The sequence below is a fragment of the Pseudomonas sp. UFMG81 genome, assembly GCF_015354575.1.
Lineage (GTDB): Bacteria > Pseudomonadota > Gammaproteobacteria > Pseudomonadales > Pseudomonadaceae > Aquipseudomonas.
Genome location: NZ_JACAFQ010000042.1, coordinates 13,608 through 34,132 on the forward strand (window position 1 = coordinate 13,608; position 20,525 = coordinate 34,132).

17 protein-coding genes and 1 pseudogene are annotated in these 20,525 nt (G+C 66.3%); 7 read left to right on the forward strand and 11 right to left on the reverse strand.

What is annotated here, in order from left to right:
• The first annotated feature begins 4 nt into the window (after positions 1 to 4).
• Both IX761_RS23340 and IX761_RS23345 read left to right on the forward strand, forming a co-directional pair.
• Positions 5 to 550, forward strand: coding sequence for an EndoU domain-containing protein (locus IX761_RS23340; protein ID WP_194791862.1), 546 nt, complete (start codon positions 5 to 7; stop codon positions 548 to 550).
• A gap of 160 nt (positions 551 to 710) precedes the next feature.
• Positions 711 to 995, forward strand: a complete 285-nt coding sequence (locus IX761_RS23345; RefSeq protein WP_194791863.1) for a hypothetical protein — start codon at positions 711 to 713, stop codon at positions 993 to 995.
• A 6-nt stretch (positions 996 to 1,001) separates the two neighbouring features.
• Here the strand turns inward: IX761_RS23345 and IX761_RS23350 are convergent, their stop codons facing one another.
• The 9 genes and pseudogenes from IX761_RS23350 to IX761_RS23390 all read right to left on the reverse strand — a co-directional run bounded on the left by IX761_RS23350 (position 1,002) and on the right by IX761_RS23390 (position 9,006).
• The gene (locus tag IX761_RS23350) at positions 1,002 to 1,547 is read right to left on the reverse strand and encodes a hypothetical protein (RefSeq protein WP_323744601.1); all 546 of its coding nucleotides are present in this window, start codon (positions 1,545 to 1,547) and stop codon (positions 1,002 to 1,004) included.
• An 88-nt stretch (positions 1,548 to 1,635) separates the two neighbouring features.
• Positions 1,636 to 1,941, reverse strand: coding sequence for an NIPSNAP family protein (locus IX761_RS23355; RefSeq protein WP_194791864.1), 306 nt, complete (start codon positions 1,939 to 1,941; stop codon positions 1,636 to 1,638).
• Positions 1,942 to 2,000: 59 nt separating this feature from the next.
• A complete protein-coding gene (locus IX761_RS23360; protein WP_194791865.1) occupies positions 2,001 to 2,555 on the reverse strand; it encodes a lipocalin family protein in 555 nt (184 codons plus the stop codon).
• Between the two features lie 63 nt (positions 2,556 to 2,618).
• Complete coding sequence (locus tag IX761_RS23365) at positions 2,619 to 3,206, reverse strand: hypothetical protein (protein ID WP_194791866.1); 588 nt, start codon at positions 3,204 to 3,206, stop codon at positions 2,619 to 2,621.
• Between the two features lie 97 nt (positions 3,207 to 3,303).
• Positions 3,304 to 3,505: pseudogene (locus IX761_RS23370) on the reverse strand (hypothetical protein); the annotation flags it as partial.
• Between the two features lie 349 nt (positions 3,506 to 3,854).
• Complete coding sequence (locus tag IX761_RS23375) at positions 3,855 to 4,793, reverse strand: XdhC family protein (protein ID WP_194791867.1); 939 nt, start codon at positions 4,791 to 4,793, stop codon at positions 3,855 to 3,857.
• Between the two features lie 156 nt (positions 4,794 to 4,949).
• Entirely contained in the window at positions 4,950 to 6,284 is a 1,335-nt protein-coding gene (locus IX761_RS23380) for a c-type cytochrome (RefSeq protein ID WP_194791868.1), read from the reverse strand.
• 17 nt (positions 6,285 to 6,301) lie between these two features.
• Positions 6,302 to 8,551, reverse strand: a complete 2,250-nt coding sequence (locus tag IX761_RS23385) for a xanthine dehydrogenase family protein molybdopterin-binding subunit (protein WP_194791869.1) — start codon at positions 8,549 to 8,551, stop codon at positions 6,302 to 6,304.
• Entirely contained in the window at positions 8,551 to 9,006 is a 456-nt protein-coding gene (locus IX761_RS23390; RefSeq protein WP_194791870.1) for a (2Fe-2S)-binding protein, read from the reverse strand. Before IX761_RS23390 ends, IX761_RS23385 begins: the two co-directional genes overlap by 1 nt.
• Positions 9,007 to 9,295: 289 nt before the next feature.
• Here IX761_RS23390 and IX761_RS23395 point away from each other — a divergent pair, with 289 nt between their 5' ends.
• Positions 9,296 to 9,976 carry an HNH endonuclease gene (locus tag IX761_RS23395; RefSeq protein ID WP_194791871.1) on the forward strand — a complete coding sequence of 227 codons (681 nt, stop codon included), beginning with the start codon at positions 9,296 to 9,298 and terminating at the stop codon, positions 9,974 to 9,976.
• A gap of 51 nt (positions 9,977 to 10,027) precedes the next feature.
• On the opposite strand, the gene IX761_RS27430 is transcribed toward IX761_RS23395, so the two are convergent.
• The gene (locus IX761_RS27430) at positions 10,028 to 10,663 is read right to left on the reverse strand and encodes a DUF3885 domain-containing protein (protein WP_194791872.1); all 636 of its coding nucleotides are present in this window, start codon (positions 10,661 to 10,663) and stop codon (positions 10,028 to 10,030) included.
• A 149-nt stretch (positions 10,664 to 10,812) separates the two neighbouring features.
• Here IX761_RS27430 and IX761_RS23405 point away from each other — a divergent pair, with 149 nt between their 5' ends.
• The 3 genes from IX761_RS23405 to IX761_RS23415 all read left to right on the forward strand — a co-directional run bounded on the left by IX761_RS23405 (position 10,813) and on the right by IX761_RS23415 (position 17,876).
• On the forward strand, positions 10,813 to 11,262 hold the full coding sequence (locus tag IX761_RS23405) for an NUDIX hydrolase (protein ID WP_194791873.1): 450 nt from the start codon (positions 10,813 to 10,815) through the stop codon (positions 11,260 to 11,262).
• 725 nt (positions 11,263 to 11,987) lie between these two features.
• Entirely contained in the window at positions 11,988 to 13,649 is a 1,662-nt protein-coding gene (locus tag IX761_RS23410) for a ShlB/FhaC/HecB family hemolysin secretion/activation protein (RefSeq protein ID WP_416366812.1), read from the forward strand.
• Between the two features lie 42 nt (positions 13,650 to 13,691).
• Complete coding sequence (locus IX761_RS23415; protein ID WP_194791875.1) at positions 13,692 to 17,876, forward strand: hemagglutinin repeat-containing protein; 4,185 nt, start codon at positions 13,692 to 13,694, stop codon at positions 17,874 to 17,876.
• A 149-nt stretch (positions 17,877 to 18,025) separates the two neighbouring features.
• Here IX761_RS23415 and glsB read toward each other — a convergent pair whose 3' ends face one another.
• The gene (glsB, locus tag IX761_RS23420; protein ID WP_194791876.1) at positions 18,026 to 18,946 is read right to left on the reverse strand and encodes a glutaminase B; all 921 of its coding nucleotides are present in this window, start codon (positions 18,944 to 18,946) and stop codon (positions 18,026 to 18,028) included.
• A gap of 225 nt (positions 18,947 to 19,171) precedes the next feature.
• On the opposite strand from glsB, the gene IX761_RS23425 reads away from it, so the two are divergent.
• A complete protein-coding gene (locus IX761_RS23425; protein WP_194791877.1) occupies positions 19,172 to 20,401 on the forward strand; it encodes a DUF1835 domain-containing protein in 1,230 nt (409 codons plus the stop codon).
• Positions 20,402 to 20,525 lie beyond the last annotated feature (124 nt).

Sequence of the window (20,525 nt, forward strand, 5' to 3'; positions counted from 1 at the left end):
CATGATGAAAAAGACTTTCGCGTATCTCCCGGTACGTACCGCGCTGGCTAGCCTGGCGGTCATCGGCAGCCTGGCCTTCGCGCAGACTTCCGTGGCCTGTCCGCAGGGTAATTCGGGGGGCGCCCCGGCGGTCGATCAGCAGCATGTGTTCTGCGGCGAGGTGAGCGGTGGTGCCGCCAAGGGCCTGCATAGCCGGCCGGGCGGTACCATGCCCAACAGCGCCGCCGTCATCCCGGGCACGACCACCGTCACCACCACCGCGCAGATGCCCACGGGTATCTACGCATTGAACCGGTTCAACATCACCCAGGGCGGGCAGACCCGAGAGAAGACCATTTCCACGATGTTCCCGGACAACTGCACCCAGGCCAATGTTGTCGCCGCCATCCAGAACGCCTACAACAACCGCACCTCGTTGAACGGTACCCGCTTTACCGGCCCATCGGGCGCGAGCTGCGGTGCTGGCACGCCGGCGGCGTCGTTCGACATCGTCGGGTATCTGGATGCAGTGGGTGGCACTGTGATCAGGACGGCCTATCCTGCGTATTGATCGTGAAAAGGGGCCCGGCCTGACAGGCAGGGCTGATCAGGGCCGCGTTGCGGCCCATCGCCGGCAAGCCGGCTCCCACACTGAGCCTGTGGGAGCCGGCTTGCCGGCGAATTGCGCCGCCCGGCGCTTTTCTTCGTATCGCCGNCAGAAGGAACCTGCCATGTCCCAAGCCTCCAGCACGACACCACCGACCGATGCCGGCCTTCAGCAGTTTCTCAGTGAAGAGGTCACCGCTGCGGCACTTGGGAGCCTGATGGAAAAGGCCCAGGCCGCTCGCAGCAACCGGCAGGTGGTTCCCTACAGTGGCAATGCCTACCACGTGGCTTTCGAGGATGAAGGCGTGCTGATCGGCCATCACTACGTCAAGGACTGGCAACCTTTGCGTGTGCCACTGGACAAGTTCATCGCAGCGCTTGAGGCGTGGAAGGAGCAGCCTGGGCCCTGATCGGCCTCACGCGTCGCTGTCGCTGAGTTCGCAATGGGCGACACCCTTCACCCCGCTGGCATGGGCGCTGACATGGCGCACCTTGAAGCCGGGGGCCTGTACCGTCGCCTTGGGTGTCCAGCCATCGCCGTTGTCGACCTGGTAGCTGATCGAGCCGTCGGCATGCCAGGCCAGGCGCAGGCCATACCTGTCGTGGTTGTTGGGTCGGTTGAGGAAGTGCTCGTCGATGACCGGCTTGGCGTCGACGAAGGTGCGCAGGTTGAAGGTGCGCATGCTGCTGCCATGGGGCAGCGGCGAGCTGGACAGGAACAGTGTGTAGTCCTCATTTTCATCCTGGGCTGCGGCGAGGATCACCGAGGGCACCCATTTCTCGCCGGTATGGTTTTCGTGGATGACCACCTGGCAAGTCAGCTGGCCACGATCGCCTACGTATTCACGCAGGAAGTTGTGGTAGTAGCCGTATTGCACGTCGAAGTTCAGGGTCTGGCCTGGGGTGCAACCGAACAACAGGCCGAGGCCGGATAACGTCAACCACCGCGCGACACGCTTCACACTGCACTCCTTGCTCGGGATGGCTATTTGCCAGGGCGCGCAAGGTTAGCGGCGCGTCGGGCACGGTGCAACAACCGATCGCGCAAGTTCAGCTGAGCACCGGGCGCAGGAACGTGCGCTCGTAACTGAGGATAAAGCGTTGCTCGGTCGCCAGGGCGAACGCAGCGATGCACTCGGGGTCGGTTTCCGACGCTGTGCGGTACTGCTCGTAGGCGGCCAGGCTCTGGAAACTGAACAGCGCATAGGCGACGTTGTTGGCGCCCTCGCTGGGCAGGAAGTAGCCGTGGTGGGTACCGCCCATGCGGTTGACCAAGCCGATCCACAGCTTGCCGTAGGCTTCGAAGGCGGGCACCTGGTAAGGGTCGATGATGTACTTGAGGTGGCAGGTGATCATGGCGCGCATTCCTTTGGGTGAGCCGGGGAGGCCCACCTTACAGGGGGTGGCACTGGGCGTCATCGGGTATCGGCCTGGCGCCAGATCAGCGTGTCGGTGGGGTAGCCTTGCTTGCGCGCCAGGTCGAGCATTTGATCGCGCGTTTGCGCGCTGACCGTCGGCGTGCGTGACAACAGCCACAGGTATTCGCGGTTCGGGTGGCCGACCAGCGCCACACGGTAGTCCGGGTCGTGGTACAGCACCCAGTACTCGCCCTTGGTCATCTCCGGCGCCAGGCGGCTGAACCAGTTGTCGAACCGTACCCAGAGTTTGTCGGTGCGCCCGGGCACTTGTGCTTCGGCAATGCCGTGGGCGTCGTTCCACTGGCCGTCGTCCTCCTTGCACCGGTTGTCGACGTCGACGCGGCCATCCTCGCGCAGCCGGTAATGGGCTTCGGACTGCACGCAGTTGCGCTGGAAGAACATCGGCAGGCGCGCCAGCTCGTACCAGGTGCCCTGGTAACGCTGCAGCTCGACCTGTTGGGTGGTGGGCGGTGGCAGTTGCCCGCCGGGGGACCCGGAGCAGCCGGTCAGGGCCAGGAACAGGCCGCCAAGCAAGGCCGTGCGCATCGTCATGGGGAACCTCCTGTCAAGATGAAGGGCTTGCCTGATGTTCGATGCGCGGCCGGGCAAAAGGTTTTACTGGGCTGGGCGCGAGGTCTCCACGCGCAGCACTTCGGTGTAGATGGCGTCGACCGTCTGGCCCACCTTCAGGTTCTTCATGCGCGCCTGCAGGTCTGGGTTCTCGACCTTGACCACCTGCAGCTTGCCTTCCGGCGGCAGCAGGGTGACTTCGTGGGCCTTGAGGTCGATCTTGGTGATCTTCGAGGTCACTTTCACCTGGCGGAAGGCTTCGCCGCCGGGGTTGGGGTTGGCCGCGGTGGCGCGGATGGTGCCGGACTCCTCGCTGGCCTTGGGCGCGCCGCCTTCGGTGGTGTTGAGCACGTAGGCGATGGCGCGGGTCACGTAGATATCGACGTCGTCGCCTACCTTGAGGTTGGGCAGCGCCTTGGCCTTTTCGGTGAGCTGGAACGTCACGTCCTTGTCGTTGGGCCCCTTGACTGTGACCTGGCGGTTGGCCAGGTCGATCGCCGTCACCTGGGTGGCGACGTGGCTTTCCAGCGCTTCGCTGGCAATCGGCAGTTCGGCGGCGTGGGCGGTGAGGCTGGCGGTGCAGAGCAACGAGGCGAGCGCGATGGCACGGGCGAGGGAACGGGTTGAATTCATTGGCCTGTCTTCCTTGTGATCGATACCAGTAGGGACTGCGTGGTGAAGCATAGACACTGGTTGGCAGGTGTGGGGTGCGGCGAATGTTCCTCGGCTCCTACNAACGTCACGTCCTTGTCGTTGGGCCCCTTGACTGTGACCTGGCGGTTGGCCAGGTCGATCGCCGTCACCTGGGTGGCGACGTGGCTTTCCAGCGCTTCGCTGGCAATCGGCAGTTCGGCGGCGTGGGCGGTGAGGCTGGCGGTGCAGAGCAACGAGGCGAGCGCGATGGCACGGGCGAGGGAACGGGTTGAATTCATTGGCCTGTCTTCCTTGTGATCGATACCAGTAGGGACTGCGTGGTGAAGCATAGACACTGGTTGGCAGGTGTGGGGTGCGGCGAATGTTCCTCGGCTCCTACGGGGATCGTGTCAGCTTTTGAAGTTTGCACATCACCTGTAGGAGCGGCCTTGTGCCGCGAAAGGGCCGCAAAGCGGCCCCAGCGATTGATTGTGCGACACGAAAGAATGGGGCTGCTCTGCAGCCCTTTCGCGGCACAAGGCCGCTCCTACAGGGGATCGCGGTGCGGCTGCTGGCAATGTTCCCTGCGCGACAGCGCAGCCCGTAGGGCAGGGGGGGCCTACGCCGAATGAGGCGTTCCAGGCACCGTCAGGCAACAGGTGCGCCTCGGTCGCGATCCCGCTTGGCTTCGGAAACATCCACCGCCCCCGGCAAGGCCACCGCATTTTTCACCGCCAGCACCTCGGCCATCACGCTGACCGCGATCTCCGCCGGGGTCTTGCTGCCGATGTAGATGCCGATCGGCCCCCGCAGCCGCTCGAGCGACGCCTCGCTTTCGCCAGCTTCGAGCAACGCCAGGTCATCGAGCCTGGGGTCGTGGCTGACGGCGATGATGCAGCTGCGCAGGTCAGCCTGGAACGCCCTCACCACGTCGTCCGGCATGCCCGGCAGGTGTTCCACGCCGGCCACCGACCAGGTGGCCAGGTGTTCGGGGCGCGGGTCGCACACCGCTACCTTGAAACCGTTGAACAAGGCCATGGTCGCCAGGTATTCGGCCAGCGCGCCGGCGCCGATCAGCAGCATGCGGTAGCCGGGGCCCAGGGTGTTGCTCAGGTGCAGGCCGTCGAAACCGAACGGCTCAGGGGCCGTGGCCGCCCGCAGGCTGACCGTGCCATCGTGCAGGGCCAGTTGGCGGCGCACCAGCTGGCCGCTGTCGAGTTGCTCGAGCAGGCTGCGCAGCATGCGCGCGCCGGGGTTGAACTCGAGCACCAGTTCCAGGGTGCCGCCACAGGGCAAGCCGAAGCGGTGTGCCTCGTCGGCGCTGATGCCATAGCTGAGCACCTGCGGCGTGCCGTCAGGCATTTCGGCGCCGCCGTGGGCGCGGGTATAGCGCTGGATCAGGTCGTCCTCGATGCAGCCGCCGGACACGCTGCCGACCACCCGGCCGTCGCCGCGCAAGGCCATCATCGAGCCCACCGGGCGCGGCGACGAACCCCAGGTGCGGGCCACGGTGGCGAGCAGTACGCGGTGGCCGGCCTTGAGCCAGTCGTGGGCGGTGCGCAGCACCAGCAGGTCGATGCTTTCCATGGTGTGAATAAAACCTCCTCATGTGTTGCCGGGTGAGATGGCCGCTCGACACATCCCCTGTGGGAGCGGGTTCACCCGCGAAAGCGTCAGTGAGGCTGACGCAGCAATCGCGGGTGAACCCGTTCCCACAGGAGGCTTGGCAAAATGAGCTGACCCTCAGCGCATATGCAAAATGATCGGGCTGCTGCTGGCCGGGTCGGTGTGCCCGCGCAGTTTGCCGACCGCCTGCACATCCACCGCGCCGCCCTGGTTGCCCCAGGTGGTGCGGGCAAAGCTCAGCACTTCGGCGATCTCCTGGTCCGACAACTGCTCGCGGAACGCTGGCATGCGGTAGGCGTCCGGCACCCCGGCGGCGACGATGCGCTGCGAGCCGTTGAGGGTGATGTTGATCGCCGAGGCGTCCTCCCGTGCCAGCATCGACGTGGCGCCGGCCAGCGGCGGCATCCATTCGGCCTGGCCCTTGCCGTCCAGCCCGTGGCAGGTGGCGCACCGGGTCATGTAGGTGTGCGCGCCCGGGGTGTTGAGGTTGGCGGCCACCGCCCGGTACTGCCAGGGCGCACCGTCGCGCTGCGGGTCACCGGGCAGCGACTTCAGGTAGCGGGCAATCGCCCCCAGGTCGTCGTCGCTCATGAACTGCGTGGAGTTGTTGAACGCCTCGGTCATCGAGCCGTACACCACGGCGTGCTTGTTCCGCCCGGTCTTGAGGAACTGCACGATCTGCGGTTCGCTCCAGCGCCCCAGGCCGGTGTTGTGGTCCTGGCGCAGGCTGGGGGCGTACCAGCCGTCGAGCAGGGCGCCTGCGAGGAACGGTGCGCCCTGTTCGTCCAGCGCCTTTTCATTGAACGCAAGGCCGCGCGGGGTGTGGCAACTGCCGCAGTGGCCCGGGCCCTGGACGATATAGGCGCCACGGTTCCACAGCGGATCCTTGTCGGGCTTTTGTGCATAGGGCGTGGTAGGGGCGAACAGGCCGTTCCACAGGGCGATGGGCCAGCGCAGGTTCAGCGGCCAGGGAATGTCGCTGGGGATATTGGCCTGGTTGGCCGGCTGTACGCCTTGCATGAAGAACGCATACAGCGCGCGCACGTCGTCATCGCTGAGCTTGACGTAGGACGGGTAGGGCATGGCCGGGTACAGCCTTCGCCCGCCAGGGGCGACGCCGTGGCGCACGGCGCGGTCGAAGTCGGCCAGGCTGTAGGCGCCGATGCCGTGCTCACGGTCGGGGGTGATGTTGGTGGCGTGGATCGCCCCCAGCGGCGTGGCCATTTCCAGGCCACCGGCAAACGGCGCCTTGCCTGGCAGGCTGTGGCAGGCCACGCAGTCGCTCAACCGGGCGACGTACTCGCCACGGCTGACCAAGGTGGTATCGGCCTGGCCCCCGGCCTGGAACGGCGAGGCGGGCTCACGGGTGACGTACCAGGCCAGCAGGCCTGCCGCGACCAGGCACGGCAGGGCCAGCCAGCGCACGGTTGTTGCCAATCGGCGGTTGTTCATGGGCGGTCCTTGTCGTGTCAGCTGAAGGTATGGCGGCTCAACGGCATGCTGCGCACGCGCTGGCCGGTCAGCCGCGCCACGGCGTTGGCCACCGCCGGCGCCACGGCCGGCAACGGCGGCTCGCCGATCCCGCCCATCTTCGCCCCGCTCTGCACGATGCGCACATGCACCCGGGCCATGCGCGACGGTGGCAGGACCGGGTACAGGTCGTAGTTGCGCGCCCGTGGCACGCCGTTCAACCACACCGCTTCTTCCAGCAGTACCTGGGACAAGCCCAGCGACACCGCGCCGTTGACCTGCGCCTCGATGATCGCCGGGTTGACGATGCTGCCCGGGTCGATGGCCTGCCAGATGTCGTGCACCTTCACCTGGCCCCCGTCGAGCGAGACTTCTGCAATCACCGCCGCCTCCGAGCCAAACGGCGAGGCCATGGCCACGCCGCGGGCGCGCTGGCTGCCGTCCTCGGCGGTGAACGGGCCGCGCTTCCAGCCGCCGGACAACTCGCCCACCGCCTGCAGCAGGGTGGTCAGGCGCGGGTTGTCGCGCAGCAGGCGCAGGCGCAGCTCGAAGGGGTCATGGCCGCCCTTGTCGGCCAGCTCATCGAGGAACGACTCGTAGAAGAAGTCATTCAGCGAGTTGCCCACCGAACGCCAGTACCCCTGCATGGCCGGGGTTTTCACATAGATCTGCGCGATGCGCTTGTTGGCGATGGCGTAGGCCTTGCCCGACAGCCCTTCGAGGGCGGTGGGGTCGAGCTTTTCCCCCTGCTGGCCGGCGATGGCCTCGGTGGGGCCTTCGGTGGCGCTGACCGCCTCGATGGCCACGGGCAGGCCCTCGGCGTCGAGGCCGGCGCGGAACTTGACCACGGCCATCGGGCGCATGGCGTCGCGCAGGAACTCCTCCTCGCGGCTCCAGATCAGCTTCACCGGCCGGCCCACGGCTTTGGCCAGGGCGATGGCCTGCGGGTAGGGGTTGGCCGCGTCGTAGAGGAAGTGCCGGCCGAAGAAACCACCGAGCAGCGGCGAGTGCAGGGTGATCTGTTCGGCACTCAGGCCAGTGCGCTTGGCGATGTCGTCGCGGAACATGTCCTGGGCCTGGTTGGGCAACCACACCTCCAGGCTGCCGTCGGGGTTGAAGCGCGCCGTGGCCGACGGCGGCTCCAGCTGGGCGTGGTTGAGGAACTGATTGTGGTAGGTGGCTTCGACGGTGGTCTTGGCCTTGGCCAGGGCGGCTGCGACATCGCCGTGGTTTTCATCGTCGCGGGCCGGGCCGGTCTGGGCGGCCAGGTGGTCGCGCCAGCCGTCGCTGGAGAAGTCCGCCGGCATCGAGCGTACCTTGCTGTCGGCACCGGGCTCCTGCCAGTCCACTTGCAGCGCCTCGACCGCACGCTTGGCGTGCCACCAGCGCTCGGCCACCACTGCCACAGCGCCCGGCAGCTGGTGCACCGAGTGCACGCCTTTCATGGCCTTGACCTGTTCCTCATTGCGCATTGCGCCAGCGGTCATGCCCAGCCTGGGCGCATGCTGCACGGCAGCATGCAGCATGCCGTCGACTTTCACGTCGATGCTGTAGATGGCCTTGCCGGTGGACTTGTCGTAGGCATCCAGGCGTTGCACCGGCTTGCCGATCCAGCGGAACTGGCCAGGGTCGCGCAGTTGCACGCTGGCGGGGGCGGGCACGGGCAGGTCCATGGCCTTTTCCGCCAGCTCGCCGTAACCGAGCGAGTGGCCCGAGGCGGTATGCACCACCTTGCCAGGTTCGGTCGTCAGTTCGCCCACCGGCACGCCCAATTGCGCGGCGCCGGCCTGCAGCAGCATGGCCCGGGCCAGGGCGCCGAGGCGGCGCATGGTCGGGTAGCTCATGCGCACCGACATGCTGCCGCCGGTGATGCGCAGGCCGTTTTCCATCACCACGTAGGCTTCACCTGCCGGGGCGCTGTCGACGATGAAGGTGGCCGGGTCGGCGTCCAGTTCCTCGCCGACGATCTGTGCCATGGCGGTGTTGACCCCTTGGCCACCTTCCATGAACGGGCTGAGCAGGCGCACGCTGCCGTCCGGGCGGATTTCCAGGAACGCCGGTACCTGGGTGCCGCGCTCGGCGGTCGTTGACGCGGCGGCCTGCACCCGCGCCGAGCCCAGCGGCAGGCCGAAGCCCAGCACCAGGGCGCCCACGGCAGTGCCGGCGAGGAAGCGCCGGCGCGACAGGTTGACGGTTTCGCCCACCGCCAGGTGGAGCAGGTCTTGCGGGGAATCGATGGGGGCGTTCATCAGGCATTCCCACCTTCGGCCAGTTCATGCATGGCGGCATGGATGGCGTTGTAGGTGCCGCATCGGCACAGGTTGATCATGGCCGCGTCGATCTGTTCCGGGCTGGGCTTTGGCGTGTGCTTGAGCAGCGCCGTGGCGGCCATCACCTGGCCTGACTGGCAGTAGCCGCACTGGGCCACCTGGTGCCCGACCCAGGCCGCGACCACGCGCTTGCCCACGGCGTCATCCTCGATGGCCTCGATGGTGGTCACCTCGCGGCCGACCACCCCGGCCACCGGGGTGACGCAGGCACGCACCACGTTGCCGTCCACCAGCACCGAGCAGGCGCCGCATTGGGCCAGGCCGCAGCCGTATTTGGTGCCGGTCAGGCCGAGGTCGTCGCGGATCACCCACAGCAGCGGCGTGTCGGCGTCAGCGTCGACCTGGTAGGTCTTCTGGTTGATTTTCAGTTCCATGGCTCACCTGCTGATCATCGGTTGCGAACGCGAGGAATACGCTGTTCCCCAATCGAGAAACGCTAGCACAGGGTTGATGCTGCGGAACCGATGCACCCCGCAGGTCCAGAGGATCAGGCAAGCAATCCGGCGGAATGCGCAAACCTGCTCGGGTGATGCGCGGGTGTTGTTGCCTGTGTCAGAAAATGCGCGATGATGCACACGCCCGGTGGCACTACCCGGCTGCGGGCCGTCATGCGAGGCAGGCCCCTGGCATGGCGAACAGAGAAAATGCCTTGGAGGGCAAGGGATGAATATCGAGTCTTACGTAGAACTTGATCGGGACGAACAGGCGGTTCTCGACTCACTGATGCCAGGGGGGCGTAATTGGTACACGTTCCGACGCACAGGCAGCTGTCTGCAATGGTGCTCTTTCTACAAACGATGCCAGGGCGGTGGCCCGGAAGATAATGTCTGCTCTACGGATTGGCGCAAGGCGACCGTCGATGACGACAGTCTCGGCGTCTTCGTGCATGTGCTGGGCAGTTTCGATTTTTACAACCGGGACGACATCGTCGCAGTGGGCCAAGCATCCCCTGTCATCTCTGGGCTGCTCGAGAAGTTCGTGGACGCGCGCGACGAACTGACTCAATCCGCCGGCATCGTGGAAGGCTCGAAAAAGCTTCGAAACCACCTGCGCACGGAGCGCAAGGGGCGTGCGTATCACAAGCTCAAGCTACAACGCCTGAGCGAACAAGGCGCGCTCCGCTGCGAGGCCTGCGAGACGGATTTCCATGCCCTGTTAGGAGACAAGGCGACCCGCGTCATCGAATGCCACCATCAGCTTCCGCTTGCCCATGAGGCTCATTCAGGCATTACCAAGATCGAGGATCTTGTGTTGTTGTGCGCCAACTGCCACCGCATCGCCCATTCGGATGAGGCGTTGCTCGGCATCACCGCCTTGCGTGAGTTCGTGCGCAAGGGGCACTGACACTGTGTGAGTCAGTTTGCCCCTGGCAGCTTTGTCGGCGTTGCCGAGCCTTCATAGCGGACAAGCTGCGGGCCCTGCGAACACACGGTCCATCTCGTCGCGGTCGTAGTCCAGCAGGTAGTGGTTGTGCTGGTGGTACAGCTGGCTCAACAAGGCGTGGTTGGGGCCGACCACATCCATACCCCGGTCATCGTAGGGCCAGACCATCAACTGCTGCGGCAGGTTGAACAGGAACAGCATGCACGATGGGTTGGGTTCGATCGGGAAGTCCGTGGCCAGCGCGCACCACAGCAGCGCCTGCAAACGGTCGAGCGGCACGGCGAAGGCCAGGTTGATCCAGAACTCAGGGGTGTGTTCATCCCACCAGTCATCCGAGTCGATCGGCGCGCGCCACAGCGAGCGCTCGCGGGGGATGCTGATGCCAGCATCGCGCAGCGCGCGCACTACCTGGCGGGACGTTTCGGTAATGACGTTGCTGTGGGCGCGCAGGCACACCACCACGCTCTGCTGGTCGCGAAACACGTCGCTGCACACCTGCGTGGCCTTGCGCAGCGCGGTGATGAACTGCTCGATCGCGCCACCGGCTTCGGACAGCTCGAAGCGCAGGCCGCCGGGGTAGTTGTAGTAGACCGGGCGGGTGAAGCAGCCGCGGCCGAAGATGCGTTCGATGTCGTGTTGAAGTTTCACATGTCCCTCGACAGTTGCAGGTCTCGTTCCTTTGAGGGCGGCGATGATACGCCATGGCGTTCAATGCTGCGAAGCCGCTGTATGATGCGCGCCCTGTGGGCCAGGCCTGCGGCCGAGCCTGAGTTTTGAATTGAGCAAGGATGTATTGCATGCGCGAGCGCAAGTCGGCACGACTGTTGGTGATCAACCCGGAGCGACGGGTGTTGTTGTTCAGGTTCGTGCACAAGGAAGGCCCCTTGGCCGGCGATGACTACTGGGCCACGCCGGGGGGAGGGGTGGAGGCGGACGAGAGTTTCGAGGCGGCGGCGATCCGGGAGCTGCGTGAAGAGACGGGCATTGTCATCGACGCGGTTGGCGAGCGTATCGCTGAACGCCGCTTTGAGTTGATGCTGCCGTGTGGCGAGAGCGTGTGGTCGGTGGAGCATTATTTTGTCGTGCAGGCGGAGCACCAGGCATTGTCCAGCGCCGAGTGGACGGCCCATGAGAGTGAGGTGATTGCGGATCATCGCTGGTGGTCACGGGATGAGTTGCAAACCACTGGCGAGATTGTCTGGCCGCAGGAGTTGATTGGGATGTTGGGGAAGGCTGGGGTGGTTTGATATTTGGGTAGAGGTTGGTTGGTTGGTTGGTTGGTTGGGGGGCTGTCTTGAAATTGCATGGGGGCTGACAGGTGCTTGCCCAGGTTTTTGCAGCGCTCTCAAGATCGAGCGCCGCCCGCGCGGCGCATCGCTGGCAAGCCAGCTCCCACATCTGTTTCGGGCCAGTTACTCCTGGTCCATCTCCACTGTCCGCCTTGTTTGTACGACGCGGTTTCAGCGTTGGCGCTGATGCTGCACCACCAGACTTGAGGCATGTAGGGCGGCGCTAGCGACCATGCAAAAACCGCGTCGTACAAACAAGGCTTACAGCCGCGGCGGCGCTGGCATAACTGTCCCGAAACAGATGTGGGAGCTGGCTTGCCAGCGATGCGCCGCGCGGGCGGCGCTCGATCTTGTAGGCGCAGGAAACCTATCGGCATGCACCTGGTGGCCATTACCGAATCCTAACTAGTCAGGGCAACTAACGCCCGACTGTTAAATATTAACTCGCACCAATCGTTATAGAGATGTCGGCTCAATCATACGATCCGCAAGTTGGATTGTAGGACAATTAAGAGAGTGGATTCCCTATTTCCCTAAAGTTCCAAAAACCAAGCCGATAACCTTCAGTAACTGCACGTGAAAGTTCAAACCCTTTGCAACTTCGCATCGTGCATTTACCAGCGTATGGGTGTTGTATGTTGTACCTGCCTGCCACAAATCGCCGTTACCTGCCATTGCCCGCCATGCTGCTGTGCCTGTGGGCCGGTGCCGCGCAGGCCGAGCCGGTCACCGCAGGCCAGGAAGCCCTGCGCCAGCAGCAGCAACAGCAACACGACCTCGAGCAACTGCAACTCGAACAACGCCGCCGCCAGTTGCAGCGCGGCGCATTCAGTGCACCCGACACCCCGGCTCAGGCCCCCCAGGCGGCGACCCCGGACGTGCGCTGCTGGCCGCTGGCCGGCATCCGCGTAGGCGGCGTCACGCTGATCGACCGAGCCACTGTCGATGCCAGGCTGCAACCGCTGATCGCCCCGTGCATGGGCGTGGGCCAGATCAACCAGGTGCTCGCGAGCCTCACCGCGCTGTATACCGCCAAGGGCTACATCGCCAGCCGCCCCTACCTCACCCACGCGCCGCAAGCCGGGCAGAGCCTGGACATCCTGGTCGACGAGGGCTATCTGGAGGCCATCGAGCTGGCCGACCAGACCCTGCCGATTTCCCTGGCCGGTGCCTTCCCCGGCCTGCTCGGCCAACCCCTGAACCTGCGCGACCTGGAGCAGGGCCTCGACCAGCTCAACCGCCTGCGTTCGGTCGACCTGGTCGCCGACATCGCCCCCGGCACCCAGCCAGGCGCCTCGCGGATCATCCTGCGCCCGCGCAGCGCCGGCCAGCCGCGGCTGGCCGTGGGGCTGGGCATGGACAACCTGGGCAGTGCCGGCACCGGGCGAGATCGCCAGGTGCTCAGCCTGAGCCTGGACAACCCGCTGGCGCTCAACGACCTGCTCAGCCTGGGTGCCAGCGACACCCTCAACCAGGGCGACCGCTACAGCCGCAACGCCAGCCTGTACTACGCCATCCCCCACGGCTACTGGACCTACAGCCTGTTCGCCAGCCATGCCGAATACCGTGCACCGGTCAAGTTCCGCACGCTGACGCTCTACAGCAGCGGCAGCACCGACCAGCTCAGCCTGCGGGGCGAGCGGGTGCTGTGGCGCGACCAGCGCCACCAGCTGAGCGCCAGCCTGCAACTGGCGCACAAGGCCGTCGACAGCGAGTTCGGCAAGGTCCGGCTGGACGTGCAGAGCCCGACCCTGACGGTGGCCGAGGCCGGGCTCAACCTGTTCTGGCTCGACAGCGCGGTGTGGAACCTCGACCTCAACTACGCCCAGGGCCTGCGCTGGCTGGGTGCCGACAACGACAGCCAGCGCGTGGTCGATGACCTGCCCCGGGCGCAGTTCCACAAATACCGCCTGGGCCTAGGCCAGTGGCGCAATGGCCAGCTGGCCGGGCAGCCATGGCAATGGCAGAGCCAGCTCAACCTGCAATACAGCCCCGACCCGTTGCCGGCCATCGAGCAGGTGCTTGGCACCGACGATTCCGCCGTGCGCGGCTATCGCGTCAGCAGCGTCTCCGGTGCCAGCGGGGCGATCTGGCGCAACACCCTGCGCCTGCCATTGCGCCCGCAAGGGCCGTTCACCGTGACCCCGCGCCTGGGCCTGGACCATGGCTGGATCAAGCCCGACCACGGCGCGCCCAGCCAACGCCTGAGCGGTGCCAGCCTTGGCCTGAACCTGGGCTTCAAAGCCTTGCAGGTGGATATCGACTACCAGCGCAGCCTCAGCACGCCGGGTGGCTACCCGCGTGAACCCGAGGTCTGGTTGCTGCGCGCCGGCCTGCAGATCTGAACACCGAGCGACACCTTGCAGTACTACATGGAGAGTGCCCCTATGCCGAACACCCCCTTCAGTTTCCATCTGTCCCCACAGGGCCGGCTGCGCTGGGCGATTGCCAGCCTGCTGCTCACCGCCAGCCTGCCCCAGGCGTTGGCCGCGGGCGTGGTGGTGGCGCCCGGCCCTGGCGGTACGGCGCAACTGCAGACCCAGGGCGGTGTGCCCATCGTCGATATCGTCGCGCCCAATGGCGCGGGCCTGTCGCACAACCAGTACCTGGATTACAACGTCGATCGGCAGGGGCTGGTGTTGAACAACGCCTTGCAGGCCGGCCAGTCGCAGCTGGCAGGGCAACTGGCGGCCAACCCGCAGCTCAATGGCCAGGCAGCCAGCGTGATCCTCAATGAAGTGGTCAGCCGCAACCCGTCGGCGCTCAACGGCGCCCAGGAAATCTTCGGCCGCGCCGCCGACTATGTACTGGCCAACCCCAACGGTATCTCGGTCAATGGCGCCAGCTTCATCAACACGCCCAACGCCAGCCTGGTGGTGGGGCGGCCTGAAGTGAGCGACGGCAAGTTGCAGGCCCTCGGCACCCTGGACGCAAATGGTCAGTTGCAGGTACAGGGCGCGGGCCTGCGCAATGACGGTGGCTCGGTCAACCTGATCGCCCCGCGCATTGACAGCCAGGGCCAGCTGGTCGCCCGTGACCAGCTCAACCTCACCGTGGGCCGCCAGCAGGTGGACTATGCCAGCGGCCGCATCAGCGCAATCGACCCCGGCTCCGCCAGCGACGGCCAGCGCATCGATGCCAGCCTGTTCGGTGCCATGCAGGCCGGGCGCATCAATATCGTCAGCACCGCCCAGGGCGCGGGGGTGCGCGTGGGCGCAGTGCAGGTCAGCGGGCGCGACGGGGTAAACATCACGTCGGCCGGCGGCCTCGACATCAGCGGCCAAGCCGTGGCGAACAGCCTGCAGGCGACCCGTGCGGGCATTCACAGCAGCCAGGGCGATGTGGCGCTGCGCAGTGGCCAGGACCTCACGCTGGCGGCCGCCGACGTGACCGGTCGCGACGTCAGCCTCGACGCCGGGCGCAACCTCACCCTGAGCACCGTACAAAGCCGCAAGCTCCAGGAACAACGGGAAAACTGGCGCAGTGGCGCATTGGGTATCGACTGGGAAACCTACCAGCGCACCCAGGTCGACAGCGACACCCGCGAGCATGGCAGCCAGGTGCTGGCCCGGCGCGATGCGCGCCTGAGCGCCGGGCAGGACGCCCTGCTCGAAGCGGCCCACGTCGAAGCACCGGGCCACTTGAGCGTGAGCAGCGGCAAAGACCTGCGCCTGAGCGCCGCTACCGAGCGCCAGGTGCACACCGACCAGGGCAAGCACACCAAGGGCTTCTGGAAGGCAGACTGGGACACGCGCAGCGAACAGCAACGCAGCGTCAGCAGCCAGCTCAAGGGTGGCGATATCGCCTTGCAGGCCAAGGCCACTGTGTCCACCGAAGGTGCGCAACTGACCAGCGGCAAGGACATCCGCATCACTGGCAAGCAGGTGCAGATCGGGACAGCCTCGCGTACTGACGAGCGCAGCAGCCGTGACCAGCAAAGCAAGTTCTTCGGCATCAGCCACAACCAGTCCAGCCAGGGCAGCCGCGAAAGCACCTCGGTGCGCAGCGAGCTGGTGGCCGGGGGCAGCGTTGGCCTGAACAGTGGCGAGGGTATCGAGGTGGTCGGCTCGACGGTCAAGGCCAGCGGCGCGTTGAATGCCGAGGCCAAGGGCGATGTGAAAGTCGGCGCAGCCCAGGACACCCGTGAGCACAGCAGTGCCAGCAGCAGCCGAGGCTTCGTCGCCCATGCCGGGGAGACAGCGCCGGGCAGCGGGCAGTACCGCGCAGGTGTCGGCTACGCCAGTGAGCGGCAGGGCGCGACCCGGACCGATGTCAGCCAGCAGGGCGCCAGCCTCAGTGGCAGCGAAGTGCGGCTCAAGGCTGGGGGCGAGCTGGCGCTCGAGGGCGCGGCGGTACAGTCCACCGCAGGCGACACCCACCTCACGGGCCAGCAGGTGTCGTTGCTTGCCGGGCAGGACCAGCACCGCGAAACATCAGAAAGCAGCCGCACCGCTGGCGGGCTCTATGTCACCGCCGGTCTCGACCGTGCCGGTGTAGGCGCCGACTTCGCCCACACCACCACGCAGGACGCCAGCAGCAGCGGCACGGCGAAAACCACGAGCGTGCGCAGCGCCGGCAACCTGACCATCGATGCAGGCAACCTGACCAGTGAAGGCGCGCAGGTGAGCAGCGGCAAGACGCTGAGCGTGGCGGCCACCGAGGTGGACAACCGGGCGGCCCGCGACACGGCGAGCAGCAGCCACCAGCAGAGCAGTTGGACGGCGGATGTCGGCGTGAATGCCGAATACAAGGAGATCGCCCGCCCCATCGCCGGCGTGGTCGGCGATGTACTCGACGGCAAGGTATCGGTGAAGGACGCGCTCGACGGCAAGCTGCCGGTCAAGGAAGTGCGTGAGGTGCTGGAGGGCAAGACTTCGGTGACGCAGGCGCTGTCCCAGATCGGCTCGGCGAATGTCGGCGTCGATGTGGCGGTCGGGCATGCCAGCCAGGTGAAGAGCGAACAGTCCGCTACCGCCGTGGTCGGTCGCTTCGACGGGCAGCGCGTCGAGTTGGATGTTGCCGGCACGTTGCGTGATCAGGGCACGCAGTACCAGGCCAATGACGGCGCATTGCAGATCAAGGCCGGTGCGTTACAGGCGGATGCAGCCAGCGATACCAAGACCAGCAGCAACCAGCAGATCACCGGCACTGTTGCAGGACGGGTCTACACCAAGACCGGTTCGGACGTGAACGTGGCCGCCAGTGGTGCGGGCAGCAATGAGCGAACGACCCACGACAGCACCAAGGCCGTGGTGGCAGGCTTCGGCGCCAGCCAGGGTGTGAACATCCAGGTGGCGGGCGATGCCCGCTTCGAAGGCAGTCGCCTCGACGGCGGTCAGGGTGCGGTGGCCGTGAACAGTGCTGGCAAGCTGGCGCTGAACCAGGCGAGTGACCAGGTGAACAGCGACAGCACGCGCTTCGGCGGCGGTGCATCGCTGACCGTGGGCACCTTGCCAACGGGCACCACTGAGCTGGGCGGTAGCGTTCAGGGCGAGCACAGCGCCAATCATGCGCGTGACAGCAAGGCGCAGGTGGCGAGCATCACCGGTAACGGTGCGGTGCGCCTGACCAGCGCCGGTGACCAGGTCCTGCAAGGCACCCGTATCGATGCCGCAGGCCCGGTCGAGGCCAAGGCGGGCGGCACGCTTGATTTGCAGGCGGCCAGCGATACCCGCAGCGTGACCGGTCACCAGTTTGCCGCGGGCGTGAACCTGGGTGGCAAGGCGGCCAGCGGCGAGCAGGGCAGCACCCTGGGCGGTAAGCTGGGCGGTGAATTCAAGGCCGGACAAACCCGAGAAACGGCCAATACGCTGGCTGGCGGCCAAATCGCTTCGCGCGAGTCGGTGGCACTGGAGGGCCGCGCGGTAAATCTGCAGGGTACACAGGTCGACGCACCGGCCGTCAGCCTGACGGCGGGCGAGGGCGGGTTGCGGCTCGAATCAGCGCAATCGACCCAGGGCCGCAGTAACTGGGGTGTGGAACTCAAGGCCGGGGGCGACCTGAGCCGCGAGACACCGGCGGGGGCCGAGCAACCGACCAAACCGTCCTACGGTTTCGAACTGGGGGCCAAGGGGCAGGTGGATTATCTTCAGGCCAACACCCAGCAGAACAGCCGCGTCAAAGCCGAGCAGGCCACGTTGAACAGCGCGGGCGATACCCTGCTCAGCGGTGCGCGGGTCGAGGCCCGGCAGTTCGATGGCCAGCGCCAGGGTGGCTTGACGATTGAAGAGCGCCAGGACACCACCACCTCGGCGCGGCTCGATCTTGGCCTGGGGTTGACCGGCAAGCCGGCTGAGGCGAAGGACGGCCAACCACCGGCCGGGCTCGACTACAAGCCGGCGTTCAATGCCCAGGGTGAGTTCCTGCGCAAGGCCAGTGTGAAGGAGGCCTCGGGCGTGGGTGACGGGCAGGGTGGGACGGTGATGGGGGCCACGGTCAAACCGGTCAACTACGAGGTCAAGGCCACGCTCAATCAACCGACATTGCCCGAGCTGGCGCTGCCGAGCGTGTCGCTTGAAAGCGGCAAGTTGAAGGTGGGCCCGGTGACGGTCGAAGGCCGAATAGAAGGCTGAGACTTCGTAGGAGCCGGCTTGCCGGCGAACGCAGGCACCGCCTAAGGTCCTGTGTTGTCTGTTCCAGCCCGTTCGCCGGCAAGCCGGCTCCTACGGATGTTGCGCTTGCGGCATCCGTTGGGACCTGGCCTTGCTGGCGAAGGTTTCGCTCAAGACACCGCCGAAAACACCGAACCGGTCATCCGCTCGCTCAGCAATTCCAGCGCCCGCAACCCCGCCAGCGAGTTGCCCGACGCATTCAGCGCCGGTGACCACACGCAGATGCTGTAGCGCCCCGGCACCACCGCGACAATCCCGCCGCCCACGCCGCTCTTGCCCGGCAATCCCACCCGGTAGGCAAAATTCCCCGCCTCGTCATACAGCCCGCTGGTGGCCATGATCGCATTCACCTGCTGCGCCTGGCGCGGGTTGAGCACCTGCTCGCCGCTGTTCGGGCACAGGCCGTTGTTGGCCAGGAAGGCGAAGCCACGGGCCACGTCAATGCAGCTCATCGACAGCGCGCAATGGTGGAAGTAGCTACGCAGCACGGCGTCGACATCGTTGCGGAAATTGCCGAACGCCTGCATCAGGTAGGCCATGGCGGCGTTGCGCGCGCGATGCTGGTACTCCGACTCGGCCACCACCGCGTCGCTGACGATGCGCGGATTGCCCGCCAGGCGGCGGACAAAGTCGCGCATCGACAGGGTGGGGGTGGCGTAGCGCGATTGGTTGATATCGCAGATCACCAGGGCGCCGGCGTTGATGAACGGGTTGCGCGGGCGGCCCTTTTCCACCTCCAACTGCACCAGCGAGTTGAATGCCTGGCCGGACGGCTCGTAGCCCAGCCGCGACCAGATGCCTTCGCCGCTGTGGCTGATCGCCTGGACCAGGCTGAACACCTTGGAGATGCTCTGGATCGAGAACGGCGTGTGCGCGTCCCCGGCGCAGTGCAGCTCACCGTCCAGGCTTTGCACGGCGATGCCCAGCTGGTGCGGGTCGACCTGGGCGAGGGCGGGAATGTATTGCGCCACCTGGCCCTGGGCGAGCAGCGGGCGGACGTGGTCGAGGATTTCTTGCAGGAGTGCTTGCATCGTGAGGCCTGGCGCGAAGGGAGGGTGCATGCGAAACGTTCTGGTAGACGCAGGTCGCAGGCGTCGCAGCACATCCATTGCACCTTTGTGGATCACCCGCTAAAGTCTCGCCCCAGGGCGTTCGCCGCGCCCGCGGTCCGCGCGAAGGGGTTGCCCAGGCATTGCAGACTTTTTCACATACCAGCTCCCGGCTTGTCGGCGGACCGAGCCCCACAAGGAGTTGGCATGCCTGCCATTCACGTATCCCGCCCCGACGGCCTGATCGACCTGCATACCCTGCGCAAGCGCGCCAAGCGCCTGCTCAAGGCTTTGAACGAAGACACTCGCGCGCAACTGCACGCCCTGGGCCTGCCCGGCCCCGACTACCGCCTGGCCGACACCCAGTGGCTGGTGGCGCGCCAGGCCGGTTTCGCCAGCTGGCCCAGGCTCAAGGCCCATGCCGATGCGCTGGCCTTCGCCGCGCGCCATCCCGGGTTCGCCACCGAGGGCCAGGCCCAGGTGCAGCACTGGCGCTGCGGCAACGATATCGAGCACTGCCTGCGCATCGCCGGGTTTACCGGCACTTTCCATATGTTCGACGACCCCATGGTCATGGGGCCGGTGCCGGCGTTGCCCGAAGATGAGTACTGGCGTGTGCGCGGCGACTATGTGCGCAAGGTGTTCAACCTCGCACCGCGCGATGTCGAGCAACGCCAGGCCCGGCAACGGGATGCGCTGGCGCAGTTGAACGCGCACAGCGAACTGGTGCTGTGGTGCGAGGCCGATGCCTACGACCAGTTGTTCCTGATCCGCGTGCTGGCCAGCCTGCCATGCCTGCCACGGCGCCTGGCGCTGATTGAGGCCGACCGGGTGCCCGGCGTCGAGCGCTTCATCGGCATCGGCCAGCTCGCCCCGGACGTGTTGGCCTGGCTGTGGCCGCAGCGCCGGGCACTGGGTGAAGACGCGCTCGCGCTGGCACGCCAGGCCTGGGCCGCGTACACCGCGCCCGACCCACGCCACTGGGCGGAACTGGCGAGCCGCCCGCACGCGGCCTTGCCGTTGCTGCAAGGCGCACTGGCCCGGCAGCTACAGGAACTGCCCGGCGCCGACGATGGCCTGAGCCTTACCGAGCGCCTGACCCTGCGTATTCTTGCGCGCATGGGCGAGCAACCTGCGGGGCGGGTGTTCGCCGAGCTGATGGCGAGCGAAGAGCCGCTGCCCTACCTGGGCGACATGATGTTCAACGTGCTGCTGCGCCCTTTGATCGATACCTCACGGCCGTTGCTTCGCGAAGGCGAGGGCGACAGCTGGCAGCAGCGTGCGCTGCACCTGACCGCGCTGGGCGAGCAGGTACTGGCCGGCCAGGCCAACTGGCTCGACCAGGGGCCGGCAGAGCGCTGGGTGGGCGGGGTGCGTATTGCCCCGGGCCAGGCGCCGTGGGTGGTCAATCAGGCTGGGCAGGTAAGGCAGCGATGAACGCCTCAAGCCAGCGCTGGGCCGGGGGTGCGGCAAAACACGTCGCGTAGAGCGAAGGTTTTTTGCCCTGACTCGTGTAGGGCTACTGCGCCAATACGCGGCGCCTTGTATGCTTGCCCACGGC

Bases quoted from the DNA above. Each gene is read 5' to 3' on its own strand.
- glsB (WP_194791876.1), bottom strand. From the start codon at position 18,946: ATGCAAGCACTCCTGCAAGAAATCCTCGACCACGTCCGCCCGCTGCTC.
- IX761_RS23380 (WP_194791868.1), bottom strand. From the start codon at position 6,284: ATGAACAACCGCCGATTGGCAACAACCGTGCGCTGGCTGGCCCTGCCG.
- IX761_RS23345 (WP_194791863.1), top strand. From the start codon at position 711: ATGTCCCAAGCCTCCAGCACGACACCACCGACCGATGCCGGCCTTCAG.
- IX761_RS23340 (WP_194791862.1), top strand. From the start codon at position 5: ATGAAAAAGACTTTCGCGTATCTCCCGGTACGTACCGCGCTGGCTAGC.
- IX761_RS23390 (WP_194791870.1), bottom strand. From the start codon at position 9,006: ATGGAACTGAAAATCAACCAGAAGACCTACCAGGTCGACGCTGACGCC.
- IX761_RS23375 (WP_194791867.1), bottom strand. From the start codon at position 4,793: ATGGAAAGCATCGACCTGCTGGTGCTGCGCACCGCCCACGACTGGCTC.
- IX761_RS23395 (WP_194791871.1), top strand. From the start codon at position 9,296: ATGAATATCGAGTCTTACGTAGAACTTGATCGGGACGAACAGGCGGTT.
- IX761_RS23385 (WP_194791869.1), bottom strand. From the start codon at position 8,551: ATGAACGCCCCCATCGATTCCCCGCAAGACCTGCTCCACCTGGCGGTG.
- IX761_RS23365 (WP_194791866.1), bottom strand. From the start codon at position 3,206: ATGAATTCAACCCGTTCCCTCGCCCGTGCCATCGCGCTCGCCTCGTTG.
- IX761_RS23415 (WP_194791875.1), top strand. From the start codon at position 13,692: ATGCCGAACACCCCCTTCAGTTTCCATCTGTCCCCACAGGGCCGGCTG.
- IX761_RS23355 (WP_194791864.1), bottom strand. From the start codon at position 1,941: ATGATCACCTGCCACCTCAAGTACATCATCGACCCTTACCAGGTGCCC.
- IX761_RS23405 (WP_194791873.1), top strand. From the start codon at position 10,813: ATGCGCGAGCGCAAGTCGGCACGACTGTTGGTGATCAACCCGGAGCGA.
- IX761_RS23425 (WP_194791877.1), top strand. From the start codon at position 19,172: ATGCCTGCCATTCACGTATCCCGCCCCGACGGCCTGATCGACCTGCAT.
- IX761_RS23410 (WP_416366812.1), top strand. From the start codon at position 11,988: ATGCTGCTGTGCCTGTGGGCCGGTGCCGCGCAGGCCGAGCCGGTCACC.
- IX761_RS23360 (WP_194791865.1), bottom strand. From the start codon at position 2,555: ATGACGATGCGCACGGCCTTGCTTGGCGGCCTGTTCCTGGCCCTGACC.